The sequence below is a fragment of the Thiohalophilus sp. genome, from assembly GCF_031581315.1.
Taxonomy (GTDB): domain Bacteria; phylum Pseudomonadota; class Gammaproteobacteria; order UBA6429; family Thiohalophilaceae; genus Thiohalophilus.
The window spans coordinates 1-16,553 of record NZ_JAVLAZ010000013.1; the positions used below are offsets into that span (position 1 = coordinate 1).

Here is a 16,553-nt window from a genome sequence, read left to right on the forward strand (position 1 = left end):
CAGGACTATTGTTGTGATACCCGTATATAGGACCGTGCACGTTTAACTTTGTCGATACAGTTCGGGTATTTCCCAAACTCAAACTGCACCTTGGCTGCCGTCAGGAGACTGGCGGCCTTGGTGTATTCCACTGTGCCACCAAAGCCCCTGGCCTTGGCAAAGTCGAGCTCTTTGTAGGCGGTTTGCAAACCACGTTCACATTGCAGGGCTGCCTCGCTCTCGGGGTTGCCTGCGCATGCGGTAATAACGAAAAATGCCAGGGATAGAAGGGATAGTTTTAATCGCATCGTGATCTCCGAAATTTTGCTCATGCGGCTAACGATCTCACCCCATGATACTAACGATTCTCAACCGATTTTAATACTCAATTAACATTTCAGGAATAACCCGTTTTTCAGGGGGCAATAGACTTATTTGCCCAACAGTCCTGAATGGCTAACGGTGACCTTTATGCCCGTTTCGGGTATCGGGTTGGTACGAAGATATGGGTTCTCGCAGAGGCGCAGAGCCGCTGAGGATTAAGATAGAATGTTTCTCTGCGTCCTGGCGTCTCTGCGAGAGATACCATGCCGACCCGGCTACTTGCTACAGGCGACAGTTTTTAACTGCCAACTTATCCTGTCAATTTCCGACTTACACTTGTTAGATCAAAAGCACCGTGATTTTCACGAGGACAGCAGAACAGGTGATACCCTGACTTAATAAAGATCCTTCGTGTCTTTGTGTCTCCGTGGTGAGATCTTTCATCCCGCTTCCGCCTTCGCCTCCCCGAACCAGAACCGGCTGTCCATCTCCAGAAATTGCTGGAAGTGGATGTAGTGCGAGCCGTCGCAGGAGAAGGTGAGGCCGACCATGCCGTTGATGATGTTGAATGAGGCGGAGCGCAGGTAGATGGTTTCATCCGCGTGACGCAGGGCCTTGAACTGATCCAGTACACGGCCGATATCCTCGTGATTAACCTGGGTGCGTTCGTGCGGGGGGCGGCGCGGGTAGGCGAGGCAGCGTTCGGGATCGACGATCTCATCGAGCATGTGGATGTTGTAGTCATAAGGGTCGTCCAGCGACCAGAAGGAGGCGCGGGAGCTGGAGAAATGAATCTTGACGTGAAAGATGCCGTGATGGCGCAGCATGTCGGCGATGCTGTTCATCACTTCGCCGAGCACTTTGTCCATGGCGCTGATGGAACGTTGCTGTTGAAATACGGTACTACGGATTGCCGGGTCGCCCTTGTACTGGCTCCAGCCGGCCGAGGCCGGTGGATTGCCGCGCTGGCTGTGCAGATCGTCGACGTTATAGTCAGCGGCAATGAAGCCGAGGATCGCGTCGCCCTGGCACACGGCCTGAATGGCGGTGATGCAGGGGCGCAGGCTGTGGCGGCTGGTATAGACCGTTGACAGAGTGAAGCCCTGCCAGGGCAGGGTACGCTTTAAATAGGGCCGGCCGGTGAGGTCCAGGCCTCGCCACTGGGTATCGAGCTGGTTGTTCTTTACGTTGGCGGAGATCAGGATGTTATTGGTGTCGACCGCGTAAAGCATGTGGCAGTGGGGCAGTTGTTCCAGTCCCTGTAACAGCATCTGATCCAGCTGTGTCGGTTCCTGCCAGACGCCGGCGGATTCCCGGGCAAGGGCGGTCAACGGCTCGGCCGCGAGGCTGGCGAGCAGTTGTTTTTGATAGAGAATGCGATCCTTGAAGGCTGACATGATGTTTCATCCATGTGGTTGTCGAGTAATGCTATTCCTGTACTGGTATTCAAATAGCATGCCGTGATTGTCCCCGTGGGCTGTGACAGGCGGATGACGCAGGCCACTTGCGGCAAATGTGCCGGGGGGTACACGGGGATCGTGGCTGGCTTGCTCATGGTACCATGTTCCCCTGATCTCAAGAGCGGATATATAACCCACAATGGCCAAGAGCAAGATTGTCTATTCCTGCACCGAATGCGGCAGCCAGGCACCAAAATGGGCCGGGCAATGCGGTGACTGCGGGGCATGGAACACGCTGGTGGAGGTGAGCGCGGTGAGTAGCAGCGGGCGGAACGCCCGCTTCAGCGGCTTTGCCGGCGACGCGGCCGGCCAGCGGGTGCAGCGCCTGGCGGAGGTGGATGCCGCCGATGTGGCGCGGGTGCCTACCGGGATCGGCGAGTTCGACCGGGTGCTGGGCAGCGGGCTGGTGCCCGGCTCGGTGGTGTTGCTGGGGGGCGATCCCGGTATCGGCAAGTCAACGTTATTACTGCAAACCGTGGTCAGCCTGGGTCAGCAACTGACGCCGCTGTATATCACCGGCGAGGAATCACTGCAGCAGGTGAGTATGCGCGCCCAACGCCTGGGGCTGGCGGCGGACGATCTGGCGTTGCTGGCCGAAACCCGGGTGGAGGACATCCTGGCCATCGCCCAGCAGGAGCGTCCGCAGGTCCTGGTGATCGATTCCATCCAGACCATCTTTACAGACGAGGTGACCTCGGCACCCGGCTCGGTCAGCCAGGTGCGCGAATCGGCCGCGCAACTGGTGCGTTATGCCAAGCAGACCGGTACCGCGCTGTTCCTGGTGGGCCATGTCACCAAGGAAGGCACCCTGGCCGGGCCGCGGGTGCTGGAGCACATGGTCGACACCGTGCTCTATTTCGAAGGCGATTCCAGCAGCCGCTATCGACTGGTGCGGGCGATGAAAAACCGCTTCGGCGCGGTCAACGAGCTGGGTGTGTTCGCCATGACCGACAAGGGACTGCGCGAAGTGAACAATCCCTCGGCGATCTTCTTGTCCCGCCACGAGGAGGCGGTGCCCGGCAGCGTGATCCTGGTGACTCTCGAAGGCAGCCGCCCGCTGCTGGTGGAGGTACAGGCACTGGTCGACGACAGTCAGTTGAGTAATCCGCGCCGGGTGACCACCGGGCTGGAGCACAACCGCCTGGCCATGCTGCTGGCGGTGCTGCATCGTCATGCCGGGGTGGTGTGCGCCGATCAGGACGTGTTCGCCAATGTCGTCGGCGGTGTACGCGTGACCGAAACCGCCGCCGACCTGGCGGTGATTCTGGCAGTGATGTCGAGCCTGCGTAACAAGACCCTGCCGCAGGATCTGGTAGTGTTCGGCGAAATCGGCCTGGCCGGCGAAATCCGCCCCGTACCCAACGGCCAGGACCGCCTGCAGGAAGCCGCCAAACATGGCTTCAAACGCGCCGTCGTCCCCAAAGGCAATGCCCCGCGCAAAGCCATTGACGGCCTGCAGATCACCGCCGTCAGTCGGCTCGAAGAACTGTTGGATCTCTTTTAAACGGTTCGGTTAATTAACGCGGAGTTCGCGGAGGCGCGGAGTCGCGGAGAAAATAATAATTAACTCCTCCACGTTATTTCCCCGAAGACGAATGAAGACTACCGAGAATACCGAATGCATTGATTCGGTTTAGTTCGGTGTTTTCAGTGTCTCGGTGGTTTTTTCGACTCGTTAGAAATTACGTAAAACGACGAGAAGAACGATGAATTGAATCCTCCGCGTCTCCGCGCCTCTGCGACCTCCGCGTTATTTCCCAGATGACGAGAGAAGATCACCGAAAACACCGAATGCATTGATTCGGTTTAGTTCGGTGTTTTCAGTGTCTCGGTGTTTTTTTCGACTCGTTAGAAATTACGTAAAGCGACGAGAAGAACGATGAATTGAATCCTCCGCGTCTCCGCGCCTCTGCGACCTCCGCGTTATTTCCCAGAAGCCAAGAGAAGGGGATTTGTTCAATCAGACTCGAGCAGTTCGGCCAGTTCGCGTTCGAGCAGGGCGGGATCGCCGAGGTTGAGTTCCACCAGTCGGTGCAGGTGGCTGGCGCTGTCCAGGTCCATGTGATCGAAGTGCAGTCCCAGGTGGTCGGGGTTGTCGTGGTGGGTGATGCGGGTTTCGAATTCCAGCTGGATTTCTTCGCCCAGCTGCAGTTGTAAAAGATAGGTTTTGTCAAAATCGCGGGGGCCATCCGTGGGACGGCGGATCATGGCGCCACGCAGACTGATGTCGATGACCTCGGTTTGCCACTGGCGGTTGATGGAGGGATCGATCAGCCAGGCTTCGCCATCGAAGCAGATGCGGGTGAAGTGGCGGCGTTCGTTATCGCTCATGCTCAGTCCAGGTAGAACTGCATTTTGATGTTGCCGATCTGGATGGTATCGCCATCCTGCAGTTTGTGGCTGTGTTCGCCCAGTGACTTGTTGTCGACCAGCGGGGGGTGTTCGCCCTCCAGGTGCGAGAGAAAGTAACCGTCGTTGCGCCGCGTGATGACCGCCGTGGCCACGCCCGGTTTACCCAGGTTGGTCATGGAGCGGTTCAGGCTCAGGGTCTTTCCCAGGTTCTGGCCGTTTAAGATCTGCAGCCAGCCCTGGCGGGTTTCGTGGTTTTGCTCGGTTTCGGCCTGTTGCGGGGTGATCTCTTCCACTTCCGGCACCGGTAACTCATCCACGTGGGCCATGTTGTGATCTTCTTCGTATTTGTATTCGAGCGTGTGCTTGCCGATGCGGATGGTGTCGCCATCCTTGAGCAGGTGTTTGTCGATTTTGTTCTGGTCGACGAAGGTACCGCCTTCGCTGTCGAGATCGACCAGCACCGAGGTTTGATCCCGGGTGTCGATGCGGGCGTGCTGGGGCGAGACGGCGAGGCTGTCGATAAGAATGGTGCACTGGGGATCACGGCCGATCAGCATGCTGCCCTTGAGGATCGGATAGACACGCAGAATGCTTCCCTTGAATGACAGCGTCAGCTTGGACACGTGCGGCTCGGCTCCCGGCTAGTAACTGAATGAAAAGTCTATATTTATCGTAGAATTATAGTCTTTTATTAATGTTATTATACAACTGCGGCGGTGGATAGTCCTGATTTGACCGCCCGTCCGGGATTTCGCCCCTTGCGTCAAGCTTCTCCGGGGCCCGGTTCGCCCGCCGGGAGGTTGTTGCGCTTCCAGCCCGGATCGATGTGCACGGTCTTGACCGCATTGCCGGTGGTCTGGACGATTTCGATGGGATAGTCGGCGATCAGCAGGCTGGTGCCGGGATCGGGGATGTGTTCCAGGTATTCGAGGATGAGGCCGTTGAGGGTTTTGGGTCCCTCGGTGGGCAGATCCCACTCCAGCGCCTTGTTCAGCTCGCGGATGGTGATGCTGCCGTCGACCAGAAATGTGCCGTCCTCCTGCACGTGAATGTCGCGACTGGAGGCGGCCGGGTCGGTGGTGAATTCGCCGACGATCTCCTCGAGAATATCCTCCAGAGTGACAAGGCCCTGAATATCGCCGTACTCATTGACCACCAGCGCGATGCGCCGGCGCTCACGCTGGAAGTTGAGCAACTGGGTGTGCAGGGGCGTGCCCTCGGGGACGAAATAGGCGTCGCGAATGATCTGGCGGAAATTGTCCTTGCTAAGCTCATCCTGCTGGAAGAGTCGCACGGCACGACGCAGATGGACCATACCGACCACATGATCGATATCGCCCTCGTAGACCGGCATGCGGGTGTGCTGACTTTCGGTGAGCTGCTTGGCGATCGCTTCCCAGTCGTCGGCCAGATCGATGCCGGCAATTTCGTTGCGCGGTACCATAATGTCGTCGACGCTGACCTTCTCCAGATCCAGAATACTGAGCAGCATCTCCTGGTGGCGCTGGGGGATCATACTGCCGGCCTCACTGACCACCACGCGCAGTTCCTCGCTGCTAAGAGTCATGCGGCCGGCTTCATCGAGCCGGATCCCGAACACCCAGAGCAGGCCGTTGGAGAGGCGTGTGATCAACCAGACCAGCGGGTAAAAAATCTTCAGCAGCGGGGCCAGCACATAGGAGGCGGGCAAGGCATAACGTTCCGGGTTAAAGGCGGCCAGGGTTTTGGGCGTGACCTCGGAGAAGATCAGCACAATGATGGTCAGGGCGATGGTGGCGAACCAGATGCCGGACTCGCCGAACAGACGGATACCGATCAGCGTGGCGATGGCCGAGGCCAGAATGTTGACGAAGTTGTTGCCCAGCAGGATGACGCCGATCAGGCGATCGGGCCGGGTCAGCAGGCGTTCCGCCTTTAGCGCGCCCTTGTGTTTTTTTTCAGAGAGGTTGCGCAGGCGATAGCGGTTGAGACTCATCAGCCCCGTTTCGGAGCCGGAGAAAAACCCCGACGCAATCAACAGGAAGACGAGTATGCCGATGAGCATACCTAGGGGTAATTCGTTCAAGAACGCAAAGCCTCTTGCTGCCTGTAGGGAAAATGAATTACGAAGGACATCACCGGCACTGTCAAGGCTAACCGTCGGTGGCGGCTAGCGATGCAGAACCAGTTCGATCACGAATTTGCTGCCGAAGTAGGCCAGCATCAGGGCAATGAAGGCGGCAATGGTCCAGCGGATGGCCACGCGGCCACGCCAGCCGAACTGAACCCGCCCCCACAACAGAATACCGAACAGGATCCAGGCGATGATCGACAGCACGGTCTTGTGCACCAGGTGCTGGGCGAGAATGTCCTCCAGATAGAGTCCGCCGCTGAACAGCGAAACGCTCAGTACAATAAAGCCCAGACCGATCATCTGGAACAGCATGGTCTCCATGGTCTCCAGCGGCGGCAAGGCGCGCACGATACCGCCGGGCTGCTTGTTGTGCAGATGGGCATCCTGGAAATAGAGCAGGATCGCCTGCACCACCGCGATACTCAGCAGACTGTAGGCGAGGATCGAGACGAGGATATGAAATTCCAGTCCCGTGGCCAGATCCCGGCTCAGGATGTTGTGCTCGTCGCTGAGCAGGCGCAGCAGGATCGTGATAGCGGTAAACGGTAGCACCACAATGCCCAGCGATTCCACCGGGCGTGAGAGCGCCGACAGCAGCAGTAACAGCGCGGCCAGCCAGCCCACCAGGGTAAAGATGGTATAAAAGCCGACATCCACCCCCGACGGGGTAAACAGCACCTGCCACAGTAGTACGCCATGCAGCACCACGGCGATCAGCCCCGGTGCCAGCAGACGCAAACGGGTTGCGGGCGTGGCCGGTGTGCCGCTGACCAGGCGTCGCCATAGCAAAGCGCCGGCCAGCAGATACAGCAGAATCGCGGCCAAGGCGGGGAGCAACAGATTCAGAGCAAGGGAATTCATCACGCGTGAATCATCGCACAGCTCGATCGGCGAAGGAAGTGCCGCGCCGCGCGATGGAGGGAATGTTTGCGCCGTGTTGACCGTCTAGTTCCGTTCATGGCCGGTTCCGGGATAAAGCGAAACATTATCAAGGTCTTAGACTTGTGACTCTGGTAGCATTTTGATTTGTCCGGGCATGGCACTATTTGAGATCGCAATTGCAGGTTAATAAGTATGATTCAGTCAGGCGGAGTGACAGGTTAGATGGAACTGCAGGTTCTGGGATGCAGCGGCGGTGTCGGCAACGGTTTGCGCACCACCACAATGATGATCGATGAGGATATTCTGATCGATGCCGGCACCGGTGTGGGCGATCTGACCCTGGAACAAATGGCGGGTCTGCGCCATATTTTCCTGACTCATTCGCATCTGGATCATATCGCCAGCATTCCCCTGCTGGTGGACAGCGTGTTCGAACATCTGCATGAACCGATTACCATCCATGCCCAGCAAGTGACCATCGACGCGCTGCGCACGCACATTTTCAACAACGTGATCTGGCCCGATTTTGCCGCGCTGCCGCATCCGGATCGGCCCGTGCTGCGCTACCAGCCGATGCAGCCGGGCGAAACCCGCCAGATACGCAATGTCCAGTTTGAAATGGTGCCGGTCAATCATGTGGTTCCCGGGGTTGGTTATATCGTGCGCAACAGCCAGCAGGTATTTGCCTTCAGCGGGGACACCACCACCAACGATACCTTCTGGGCCCGGCTCAACCAGCTGGAGCGACTGGATCTGCTCATCGTCGAGGCCGCCTTCGCGGATGACGATATCGATATCTGCCGGCGCGCCGGTCATTACTGCCCCGCGTTGCTGGCGGAGGACATTGCCAAGCTGACCCATCAGCCCGAAGTCTATATCACTCACAACAAGCCGGGCGGCGAGGGCGAGATTTTCGCCGAATGCGCCCGCGCCATCACCACGCATTCGGTCAACCGACTCTCGGCCGGGGCCCGTTTCACGTTATAATGTCCCGGATCGCCGAGTGTGGCGGTCGACTGGATTTCCAAGTGAGGCAACATGTTTGATGGTTTGAGCGAACGCCTCGGCCAGACGGTCCGCAACCTGCGCGGGGTCGGCCGACTGACCGAGGATAATATCAAGGAGACCCTGCGCGAGGTGCGCATGGCCCTGCTGGAAGCCGACGTGGCGCTGCCGGTGGTCAAGGAGTTTGTCGACCATGTGCGGGAGAAGGCCCTCGGCGAGGAAGTCCTCAAGAGCCTGACGCCCGGCCAGGCGCTGATCAAGATCGTCAACGACGAGCTGGTGGCGCTGATGGGCGAGGCCAATGACGGACTGGATCTGAGCGTCACGCCGCCGGCGGTGATCCTGCTGGCGGGGCTGCAGGGCTCGGGCAAGACCACCAGCGCCGGCAAACTGGCCCGCTGGCTGCAGGAGAACCGGAAAAAATCGGTCATGCTGGTCAGTACCGATATTTATCGGCCGGCGGCCATCGATCAGCTCGAAACCGTGGCCGGTCAGGTCGAGGCCAGCTTCTGCCCCAGCACCAGCGACGAGGACCCGGTCGAGATCGCCCGGCGGGCGCTGGAGCAGGCGAAGCTGCAGCATAAAGATGTGCTGATCGTTGATACCGCCGGCCGGCTGCATATTGACGAGACCATGATGGACGAGGTGCGCCGCCTGCACGAGACGGTCGATCCCGTCGAGACCCTGTTCGTGGTCGACAGCATGACCGGCCAGGACGCGGCCAATACCGCCCGCGTTTTCCATGACGCGCTGCCGCTGACCGGTGTGATCCTGACCAAGACCGACGGCGATGCCCGCGGCGGCGCGGCACTGTCGATTCGCCAGATCACCGGCAAGCCGATCAAATTCCTCGGCACCGGCGAGAAAACCACGGCACTGGAGCCGTTTCATCCCGACCGGGTTGCCTCGCGCATCCTGGGCATGGGCGATGTGGTCAGCCTGGTCGAGGAAGCGCAGGGCAAGATCGACGTGGACGAGGCCGAGAAGATGGCGGCCAAGCTCAAAAAGGGCAAAGGCTTCGATCTGGAGGATTTCCTCGCCCAGTTCCAGCAGATGAAAAAAATGGGCGGGGTGGCCAGCCTGATGGACAAGCTGCCCGGCATGCCCAATGTGCCCCAGGGGGCGCTGGATGCGGCGGCCGGTGAGCAGCAGGTGAAGCGTATGGAGGCGATTATCCGCTCCATGACCCCCGCGGAGCGGCGCAAGCCTGACCTTATTAAAGGCTCGCGCAAGCGGCGCATCGCCGGTGGTTCCGGCACCCAGATCCAGGATGTCAATCGCCTGCTCAAGCAGTTTACCCAGATGCAGAAGATGATGAAGAAAATGAAAGGCGGCGGCATGGCCAAGATGATGCGCGGCCTCAAGGGCGGCGGCAACCTGCCGCCGGGCCTGATGTAGTTGGCACGGTTTCGTGCTGAAACCACTAAAAATATAGTATTAAAACAGTAAGTTAGGATGGTTTTTCGCCCGGCAGGTGTTGGCGGTCAGCGGATGCAGGCTGTGGAAGGCCCCGCCCTCTGGCCGAGTGGTTAAGGATGACGCGATCGTTGAGGGTGCAATCGCCGAGGGGGGGTGGCTCCTACAGGCGGATCTTTTTGGTGATTCCCCGGGGACATCGCTTGCTGATCTTCCTCTACGGGGGCGGGAGGTTAAATTTTCCCCGCAAAATGGCTCTAAGCCCTTCACTTTTCCGCCATTTTCAGTACAATGCCCCACTCTTTCGGGAAGGCTGTCCGGCTTCAGGTCGAGACGGCCTCAATTTATTTGGTTCAAGAGGTTATAACTCGCGATGGTAACCATACGTCTGGCGCGCGCTGGCGCCAAAAAGCGTCCTTTCTACCATATCGTGGTCACGGATTCCCGTAACCGCCGGGACGGCAGCTATATCGAACGCCTGGGGTTCTTTAACCCGGTCGCCACCGGTAATGAAGTGCGTCTGAATCTGGACAACGAACGGATCTCGCACTGGCTGAGCAAGGGGGCACAGGCCTCCGAGCGGGTCAGTAAACTGGTCAAGGAACAGGAAAAGAGAGCGGCATAAATCGCCGCTCTACCGCCTGACCCGATCGGCGGGCGGAGGACGCCACAGGCCATGCAGCATGCCGATAACATGATTGTGTTGGGGCATATCAGTGGCCTGTTTGGTGTCCAGGGGTGGGTGAAGGTCTATTCCCACACCGAACCCCGGAACAACATTCTGAACTATTCGCCGTGGTATCTGTACAGCGGCGGTGAATGGTTGCCCTACCAAGTGGTGCAGGGCAAGCAACACGGCAAGACCCTGATTGCGCAGCTGGAGCAGTGCCCGGATCGCGACAGCGCGGCGGCCCTGGTGGGCCGCGAGATTGCCGTCACCCGCCAGCAACTGCCGGCGCTGGTCGAGGGGGATTATTACTGGCGTGACCTGCTGGGATTGCAGGTCATCAACCTGGTGGATGTGGATCTGGGCCAGGTGACGAACCTGATGGAAACTGGCGCCAATGACGTTCTGGTGGTCGAGCAGACCGACACCGATGGCAAGCAGGAACGTTTGATCCCGTTTATCCGCGAACAGGTGATCAAACAGGTGGATTTACAGGAAGGCGTGATTCGCGTCGACTGGGATCCGGAATTTTGATTCATGCCGGCGACGGCATGAAGGTTAAGTGACATGCGCTTTGATTTCATCACGCTGTTTCCACAGATGTTCAGCGCGGTCACTGAAAACGGTATCACCGGACGGGCCCTGAACCGCGGTCTGGTGGAGGTCGGGTTTTACAACCCGCGCGACTATACGAGCGACAATTATCAGACGGTCGATGATCGGCCCTACGGCGGTGGCCCGGGGATGGTGATGATGGTCGAGCCCCTGCGCGAGGCGATTCGTGACGCACGCGGCAGTGACAACGGGCAAAGCCGGGTAATCTACCTGTCGCCGCAGGGACGCAGGCTGGATCAGGCCGGGCTCGAACAGTTATCGCGCCAGTCGCACCTGATACTGGTGTGCGGCCGCTACGAAGGGATCGACGAGCGGTTGATTGAAGCCGAGGTCGACGAGGAGTGGTCCATCGGGGATTACGTTCTCAGTGGTGGCGAACTGGCGGCGATGGTGATGATGGACGGGCTGACCCGTCTGGTGCCGGACGCGCTGGGGCACGAGGATTCGGCACAACAGGATTCTTTTTCGGACGGGCTGCTGGATTTTCCGCAGTTTACCCGGCCGGAGGCGATAGAAGGCAGGCAAGTCCCGCCGGTATTGCTCAGTGGCGATCACAAGGCCATCGAGCGCTGGCGACTCAAACAGGCACTGGGCAGAACCTGGCTGCGGCGTCCCGATTTACTCGAGACGCTCGAACTGGATGAGGACAAACAGACTTTGCTCGCGGAATTTATTCGCGAGCATGAGATTGAATAACGAGGCACGAGCTTGGGAGCGACGAGCATGAGCAACATTATCGACCAGTTAAACGCGGAACAGATGAACAAGACGATCCCGGAGTTCGGTCCCGGCGACACCGTTGTGGTTCAGGTCAAGGTAAAAGAAGGTAATCGCGAACGTTTGCAGGCCTATGAAGGCGTGGTCATCGCCCGACGTAACCGCGGTCTCAATTCTTCATTCACCGTGCGCAAGGTTTCCTACGGTGAAGGTGTCGAGCGTGTCTTCCAGGTTTACAGCCCGACCCTGGCCGAAGTTCAGGTCAAGCGCCGCGGTGATGTACGTCGTGCCAAGCTGTATTATCTGCGCGAACGTTCCGGCAAGTCCGCGCGCATCAAGGAAAAGCTGACCAACAAATAAGCTTGTCCGGCATGGCAGCCCGGTCGAACGACCGCAAACCGGTGAACACCAGAACGGGTAGCCCTCGCGGGCTACCCGTTTTTTGGTTCCGGCGCCCGGCGTTGTTCGCCCTGTTGTTAGCGATAACCGGCCTGGCAACGGCCGATGAGACCCTGGATGAAATCCGCGCCCTGGCTGACAGCGGCGCCGCGACCCTGGCGGTGCACCTGCTGGACGAACGCCAGCCCACGATCCCTTCCGAACAGAGCGAATGGCTGGCGCTGGAGCGCGAGCGGGTGCGCATCTATCGCGAGAGCGGTCAGTGGCAGCGACTGGCCTCACGCCTCACCGGCTTTCCCCGCAACATGCCCGAACAGGCCGTGCGCTGGGCCATGACCGAGCGGGCCAATGCCTTTTTAAAACTCGATGAACCCCGCCGTGCCCTGTCCGTGTTACGCGATCTGATCTGGTCGAGCGAGGGCGCAGTGGATCCGCAATGGCGCCGGCGCTGGCGTGAGCTGGTGATGATCAGTTATGTCCGTCTGGGGCTGGCGGAGGATGCCTATCAGGCCAGTCGGGAGTTCTATCAGGATTATCCGCCGCAAAGCCGCCATGACCGGTTGCTAATGGCGCGGATTCTGTTGATGAGCGGCCATCCTGAGGCGGTTCCCGAACTGCTGGCGGACGAACAGGATACCGAGGCCGGCATGCTGGTGCTGCTGGCGCAATTGCGCAGTGGCAGCCGCCCGGCCAACAAAGTGATGCAGGCCGGGTTGCGCCACCTGCGCGGCAAGTGGGTTGAGGCCGAGGATCGCCATCATCTGTGGGCGGTGATCGCCGAGGCCGCCCGGCGCAGCGGCGATCGACTGACCGCCGCCAATGCGCTGGAGCACGTGCTGGCGGCGCAGGCCGCACGGCCGTTGCCTGCCGGCCTGTTCGAGTACAACGCCGACAGCCTGTGGAATGCCTATGTGGATCTGGCCACCTTTCTTGGTAATCAGCAGCAGTTTCTGATCGGCGATGACGGGCCGTGGTTCGAGGCCGCCGAGGCGGCGCAGGCCCGCCAGCCGGTACGGGCGCGCGCCTATTACGCCCTGTTGATGTTCAAGGGGCAATCGGCGGCCAGTCGCGAGCGGGCGGCCAAAGCGTTTATCGGGATGCTCCGTCAGCGCAGTCGCGGTGCGGCCCTGGTCGAAGCCCTGTTTCTCGAGGGCAAGCAGTTCAAAGAACCTGCCGATATTCCGCTGGCAGCCCGTCTGGAACTGGTGGATATCGCGCTGGCACGTCAGGAGATCGACCGCGCCTCGAAACTGATGGCCAGCATCGAGCAGATCCCCGAAGGCGAGGAAGCGTTCATCTGGCAATTGCGCCGGGCACGGATTCTGGTGCTCGGGGGCGAGCTGGAACAGGGACAGCAAACCCTGCACCAGGTGCTGGAGGAATTAAAACCGGGTCAGGCGCAGCGACTGGATCAGGTGTTACAGGTGGTGTTCGATATGCAGACCGCCGGCGCGCATGCAGCGGCCCTGGATCTGTTTGGCGCCCTGCAGGCATTGACCGTCGATACCAAACGCAAGCGCGAGCTGTATTACTGGATGGCCAATTCCCGCGAATCCCGCGAGCAGTATGCCGAAGCGGCGCGGCTCTATTTGAAATCCGCCATGCTGATCGGTCCCGAGGCGATGGACCCCTGGGCCCAGACGGCCCGTTATCAGGCCGGCGTGGCACTCGCGCGGGCCGGGTTGTATGCGGATGCGCGGGCGCTGTTCAATCATCTGCTGCGCGTGACCGAGGACAAGAGCCGTCGCGCGGCCCTGCGTCAGGAATTACAGAAGATCTGGTTGCTCGAAGGCGGCCGCAGCGGCGAACAGTCGGCCGCCGTCACAGAGGATGACGCAGCAACAAGCCCGTTTTAGGCGTCTGCGGTATCCCCTCCAGCGAAGTGAATTCGAACGGGATCGATTCCAGTTGCATGCCGACGTTTTTCTGTACCGCAAAATGCAGGTGCGGCGAACTTTCCTCCGCCCCGGATCCGAGTCGTCCGATGACCTGGCCACGATTGATGGTCATCCCCGTGAACAGCTTGACCGAATCGGGTAGCAGATGGGCATACAGCCCGAAGGTGCCGTCGCGATGCAGAATCCGCACATAGAAAGTCTTCCGGCGCCGTTTGGGCGACAGTTTGCCGGTTTGCATTTCCACCACGGTCCCGCTGCGGGCGGCATGCACCGTACTGTCCGCCGGCATGGGAATATCGATGGCATAGCGGGTCAGGGCGTGGGCGTTATGGCTGGTTTCGCCGTTGAACGCCTGGGCGATGCTGAATTCCTTGTGGGATGAAAACGGCGGCAGATAGGGTTTGCCGGTCAGATGCTCGGCAGCCGGATCGCCCGGGATAAAGCGGGTACGATAAGTGTAACCCCAGGGCGCGTCCGGATCGATCTTTTCAAAGCGGGTTAGTGGCTCGCGGCTGCCGGCGGGGATCACTTTGCGCAACGGCAACGGGGGGACGGCCCGCATGTTCTTCATCTGAGTGGCCGAGAACTCCAGTTGTATAGGCATGGGCAGAGTGTTACTGGCCTCGAAGATCGGCGCGTCGTCCTTGCCCTGTTGGTGAATAATCACCTGCTTTTTATTACTCGACGACGGTCCTTCCTGCGACGGATGCCGGCGACGCTGGTCGCTTGGCGGCGGGCTGTCACTGAAATGCCAGACACCGTTTTCATCCTGGTATTTGTACATCTGTGCCGGGACATGGCCGGCTGCCAAAAACAATAACAGGCCCGGTATGATTGCAAAGAGGGTATGTCTGGACATAATCAATCGCCGTTACTGGATGACCATTTCGGTGAAATAAACCGCTTCAATGGCCGGCACCTGGATATGCTCTTCCATCACATTTTGCAGAGCGGACAAGGCCTCATCGCGCAAGGCAATCTTGCCCTGGGCAGAGGTAAGTTTCTTGACCGGCTGATCGCTGAGCAACATGACCAGCTCATGCCGCAGGGCCGGGTTATACTGCTGGATATACTGCTCCATGTTTTTGTTTTTAAGTTTCAGCTGGACGCTCACCTGCATATGCCGAACCCGTCCGTTATCGTTCACATTGACCACCAGGGCCGGTTGCATGGCGGTATACACGACCGGTGCCGCCTGTTCTTTTGTTTCTGACTTGTCTTCTTCGTCTTCGGCCCACAATGGCGGGGCCATCAACAGTGGAACAAGCAAGGCAAACAACGCTCGCGGTTTCATCTTGGGAACTCCTGCACTATAGTTGAAACACATCATCAGGCGGATAGCGATTCCCTGACCCTGACAGAATACGGTTTACAGACCGCAGAGTAAATTCGGGTATTTACCTAAATGAACCCATCCCGTTTTCAGATTCGCATTGCGCCGGGCGCGCTGGTGGTGAGCCTGTCGGAGGATTGCATCACCGATATCGACTTGCGCACCATACCGCAACCGGGATTACCCACTGCGACCACTGCCAGTGAAAAGCGTATTGCACACGAACTGGCCACCTATTTTGACGATGCGGCGGCGCCCCTGCGTTGGCCGCTGCATTTTGGCGGCAGCGATTTTCAACAGCGGGTGTGGCAGGCTTTGCGCGCGATTCCGGTGGGCCGTGTCCGGACCTATGGCGAGCTGGCCGGGGAGGTGGGAGGCTGCGCCCAGGCGGTGGGCAATGCCTGCCGACAGAATCCGATCCCGATTTATATTCCCTGCCATCGCGTGGTGGCCAAAACGGGCATTGGCGGCTTCGCCGGCAAGACCGCCGGTCCGCGGATCGAGCTCAAACGCTGGTTGCTGCGGCACGAGGGTGTGACGTTGCCGGCATGAGTGAATCGCAGGTTCTGATCGAACAGTTTCTTGATGCCCTCTGGATGGAACGGGGCCTGAGCGAAAACACGCTCTCCGCCTATCGCTCGGATCTCAGCCAGTTCGGCCAGTGGCTGAATCACGAGGGACGTGCCTCGCTGCGCGATGTACGCCGTGAGCAGATCCAGGGCTATCTCGCTCAACGGCTCGAGCAACGTGGTAGTCCACGCAGTACTGCCCGACTGCTTTCCAGCCTGCGCCGTTTCTACGCCTGGCTGCGTCGCGAACAACAGATCAGCGAGGATCCCACCGCCCTGATCGAGGCGCCCCGGCTGGGACGGCCGTTGCCCAAAAGTCTGAGCGAAAGCGATGTTGAGGCGTTACTGCTGGCGCCGGATATCGAGACCCACAAGGGGCTGCGGGATCGCTGCATGCTGGAGGTGCTGTACGCCACCGGCCTGCGGGTTTCCGAACTGGTCAATCTGCGCATGGGACAGTTCAACCGTCAGCAGGGTGTGGTGCGGATCAGCGGCAAAGGCGACAAGGAACGTCTGGTCCCGCTGGGTGAAGAGGCGCTGGGCTGGTTGCAACGCTATGTGCAGGAGGTGCGCCCGGCGGTGCTCGATGGCCAGGCGGCGGAAGCTGTGTTCCTCAGTAACCGCCGTCAGCCGATGACCCGCCAGACCTTCTGGCATCTGATCAAGGACTACGCACGCCGCGCCGGCATCGACAAACCGCTCTCGCCCCATACCCTGCGCCATGCCTTCGCCACCCACCTGCTCAACCACGGCGCTGACCTGCGCGTGGTGCAAATGCTGCTCGGCCACAGCGATCTGTCCACCACCCAGATCTATACCCACAT

Annotated in this window: 18 protein-coding genes; 10 read left to right on the forward strand and 8 right to left on the reverse strand. The window is 59.5% G+C overall.

Translation table 11 applies throughout. The features are described from left to right. Nucleotides 1-5 precede the first annotated feature (5 nt). Together RI563_RS03065 and RI563_RS03070 are read right to left on the reverse strand one after the other, a co-directional pair. Nucleotides 6-311, reverse strand: coding sequence for a hypothetical protein (locus RI563_RS03065; protein ID WP_310692874.1), 306 nt, complete (start codon nucleotides 309-311; stop codon nucleotides 6-8). Between the two features lie 432 nt (nucleotides 312-743). After that, on the reverse strand, nucleotides 744-1,700 hold the full coding sequence (locus tag RI563_RS03070; RefSeq protein WP_310692875.1) for a PDC sensor domain-containing protein: 957 nt from the start codon (nucleotides 1,698-1,700) through the stop codon (nucleotides 744-746). Between the two features lie 202 nt (nucleotides 1,701-1,902). On the opposite strand from RI563_RS03070, the gene radA reads away from it, so the two are divergent. Then, nucleotides 1,903-3,267 carry a DNA repair protein RadA gene (radA, locus tag RI563_RS03075; protein ID WP_310692876.1) on the forward strand — a complete coding sequence of 455 codons (1,365 nt, stop codon included), beginning with the start codon at nucleotides 1,903-1,905 and terminating at the stop codon, nucleotides 3,265-3,267. Between the two features lie 452 nt (nucleotides 3,268-3,719). On the opposite strand, the gene RI563_RS03080 is transcribed toward radA, so the two are convergent. The 4 genes from RI563_RS03080 to RI563_RS03095 all read right to left on the reverse strand — a co-directional run bounded on the left by RI563_RS03080 (nucleotide 3,720) and on the right by RI563_RS03095 (nucleotide 7,089). After that, nucleotides 3,720-4,094 carry a PilZ domain-containing protein gene (locus tag RI563_RS03080; protein ID WP_310692877.1) on the reverse strand — a complete coding sequence of 125 codons (375 nt, stop codon included), beginning with the start codon at nucleotides 4,092-4,094 and terminating at the stop codon, nucleotides 3,720-3,722. Nucleotides 4,095-4,096: 2 nt separating this feature from the next. Then, complete coding sequence (locus RI563_RS03085) at nucleotides 4,097-4,738, reverse strand: FHA domain-containing protein (protein WP_310692878.1); 642 nt, start codon at nucleotides 4,736-4,738, stop codon at nucleotides 4,097-4,099. A gap of 140 nt (nucleotides 4,739-4,878) precedes the next feature. Then, on the reverse strand, nucleotides 4,879-6,180 hold the full coding sequence (locus RI563_RS03090) for an HlyC/CorC family transporter (RefSeq protein WP_310692879.1): 1,302 nt from the start codon (nucleotides 6,178-6,180) through the stop codon (nucleotides 4,879-4,881). 84 nt (nucleotides 6,181-6,264) lie between these two features. Continuing rightward, nucleotides 6,265-7,089, reverse strand: coding sequence for an inner membrane protein YpjD (locus RI563_RS03095; RefSeq protein WP_310692880.1), 825 nt, complete (start codon nucleotides 7,087-7,089; stop codon nucleotides 6,265-6,267). 243 nt (nucleotides 7,090-7,332) lie between these two features. Between RI563_RS03095 and RI563_RS03100 the strand changes: the two genes are divergently transcribed. From RI563_RS03100 to RI563_RS03130, 7 genes are all read left to right on the forward strand, one after another. Continuing rightward, on the forward strand, nucleotides 7,333-8,097 hold the full coding sequence (locus RI563_RS03100) for a 3',5'-cyclic-nucleotide phosphodiesterase (RefSeq protein ID WP_310692881.1): 765 nt from the start codon (nucleotides 7,333-7,335) through the stop codon (nucleotides 8,095-8,097). A 51-nt stretch (nucleotides 8,098-8,148) separates the two neighbouring features. Continuing rightward, nucleotides 8,149-9,513: a signal recognition particle protein gene (gene ffh / locus RI563_RS03105; protein WP_310692882.1), complete on the forward strand. Its 1,365-nt coding sequence runs from the start codon at nucleotides 8,149-8,151 to the stop codon at nucleotides 9,511-9,513. 391 nt (nucleotides 9,514-9,904) lie between these two features. After that, nucleotides 9,905-10,156, forward strand: coding sequence for a 30S ribosomal protein S16 (gene rpsP, locus RI563_RS03110; protein ID WP_310692883.1), 252 nt, complete (start codon nucleotides 9,905-9,907; stop codon nucleotides 10,154-10,156). Nucleotides 10,157-10,207: 51 nt separating this feature from the next. Beyond that, nucleotides 10,208-10,732 carry a ribosome maturation factor RimM gene (gene rimM, locus RI563_RS03115; RefSeq protein WP_310692884.1) on the forward strand — a complete coding sequence of 175 codons (525 nt, stop codon included), beginning with the start codon at nucleotides 10,208-10,210 and terminating at the stop codon, nucleotides 10,730-10,732. A 33-nt stretch (nucleotides 10,733-10,765) separates the two neighbouring features. Continuing rightward, nucleotides 10,766-11,509 carry a tRNA (guanosine(37)-N1)-methyltransferase TrmD gene (gene trmD / locus RI563_RS03120; RefSeq protein ID WP_310692885.1) on the forward strand — a complete coding sequence of 248 codons (744 nt, stop codon included), beginning with the start codon at nucleotides 10,766-10,768 and terminating at the stop codon, nucleotides 11,507-11,509. Nucleotides 11,510-11,536: 27 nt separating this feature from the next. After that, entirely contained in the window at nucleotides 11,537-11,890 is a 354-nt protein-coding gene (rplS, locus tag RI563_RS03125; RefSeq protein WP_310692886.1) for a 50S ribosomal protein L19, read from the forward strand. Between the two features lie 113 nt (nucleotides 11,891-12,003). Beyond that, nucleotides 12,004-13,785, forward strand: a complete 1,782-nt coding sequence (locus tag RI563_RS03130; RefSeq protein WP_310692887.1) for a hypothetical protein — start codon at nucleotides 12,004-12,006, stop codon at nucleotides 13,783-13,785. On the opposite strand, the gene RI563_RS03135 is transcribed toward RI563_RS03130, so the two are convergent. Together RI563_RS03135 and fliL are read right to left on the reverse strand one after the other, a co-directional pair. After that, entirely contained in the window at nucleotides 13,751-14,686 is a 936-nt protein-coding gene (locus tag RI563_RS03135) for a M23 family metallopeptidase (protein ID WP_310692888.1), read from the reverse strand. The two genes, RI563_RS03130 and RI563_RS03135, sit on opposite strands and share 35 nt — an antisense overlap. 12 nt (nucleotides 14,687-14,698) lie before the next feature. Continuing rightward, on the reverse strand, nucleotides 14,699-15,121 hold the full coding sequence (gene fliL, locus RI563_RS03140; RefSeq protein ID WP_310692889.1) for a flagellar basal body-associated protein FliL: 423 nt from the start codon (nucleotides 15,119-15,121) through the stop codon (nucleotides 14,699-14,701). A 111-nt stretch (nucleotides 15,122-15,232) separates the two neighbouring features. On the opposite strand from fliL, the gene RI563_RS03145 reads away from it, so the two are divergent. Both RI563_RS03145 and xerD read left to right on the forward strand, forming a co-directional pair. Next, on the forward strand, nucleotides 15,233-15,712 hold the full coding sequence (locus tag RI563_RS03145; RefSeq protein ID WP_310692890.1) for an MGMT family protein: 480 nt from the start codon (nucleotides 15,233-15,235) through the stop codon (nucleotides 15,710-15,712). Next, the coding region (xerD, locus tag RI563_RS03150; protein ID WP_310692891.1) for a site-specific tyrosine recombinase XerD at nucleotides 15,709-16,553 on the forward strand (845 nt) is incomplete at its 3' end. The genes RI563_RS03145 and xerD, both read left to right, overlap by 4 nt.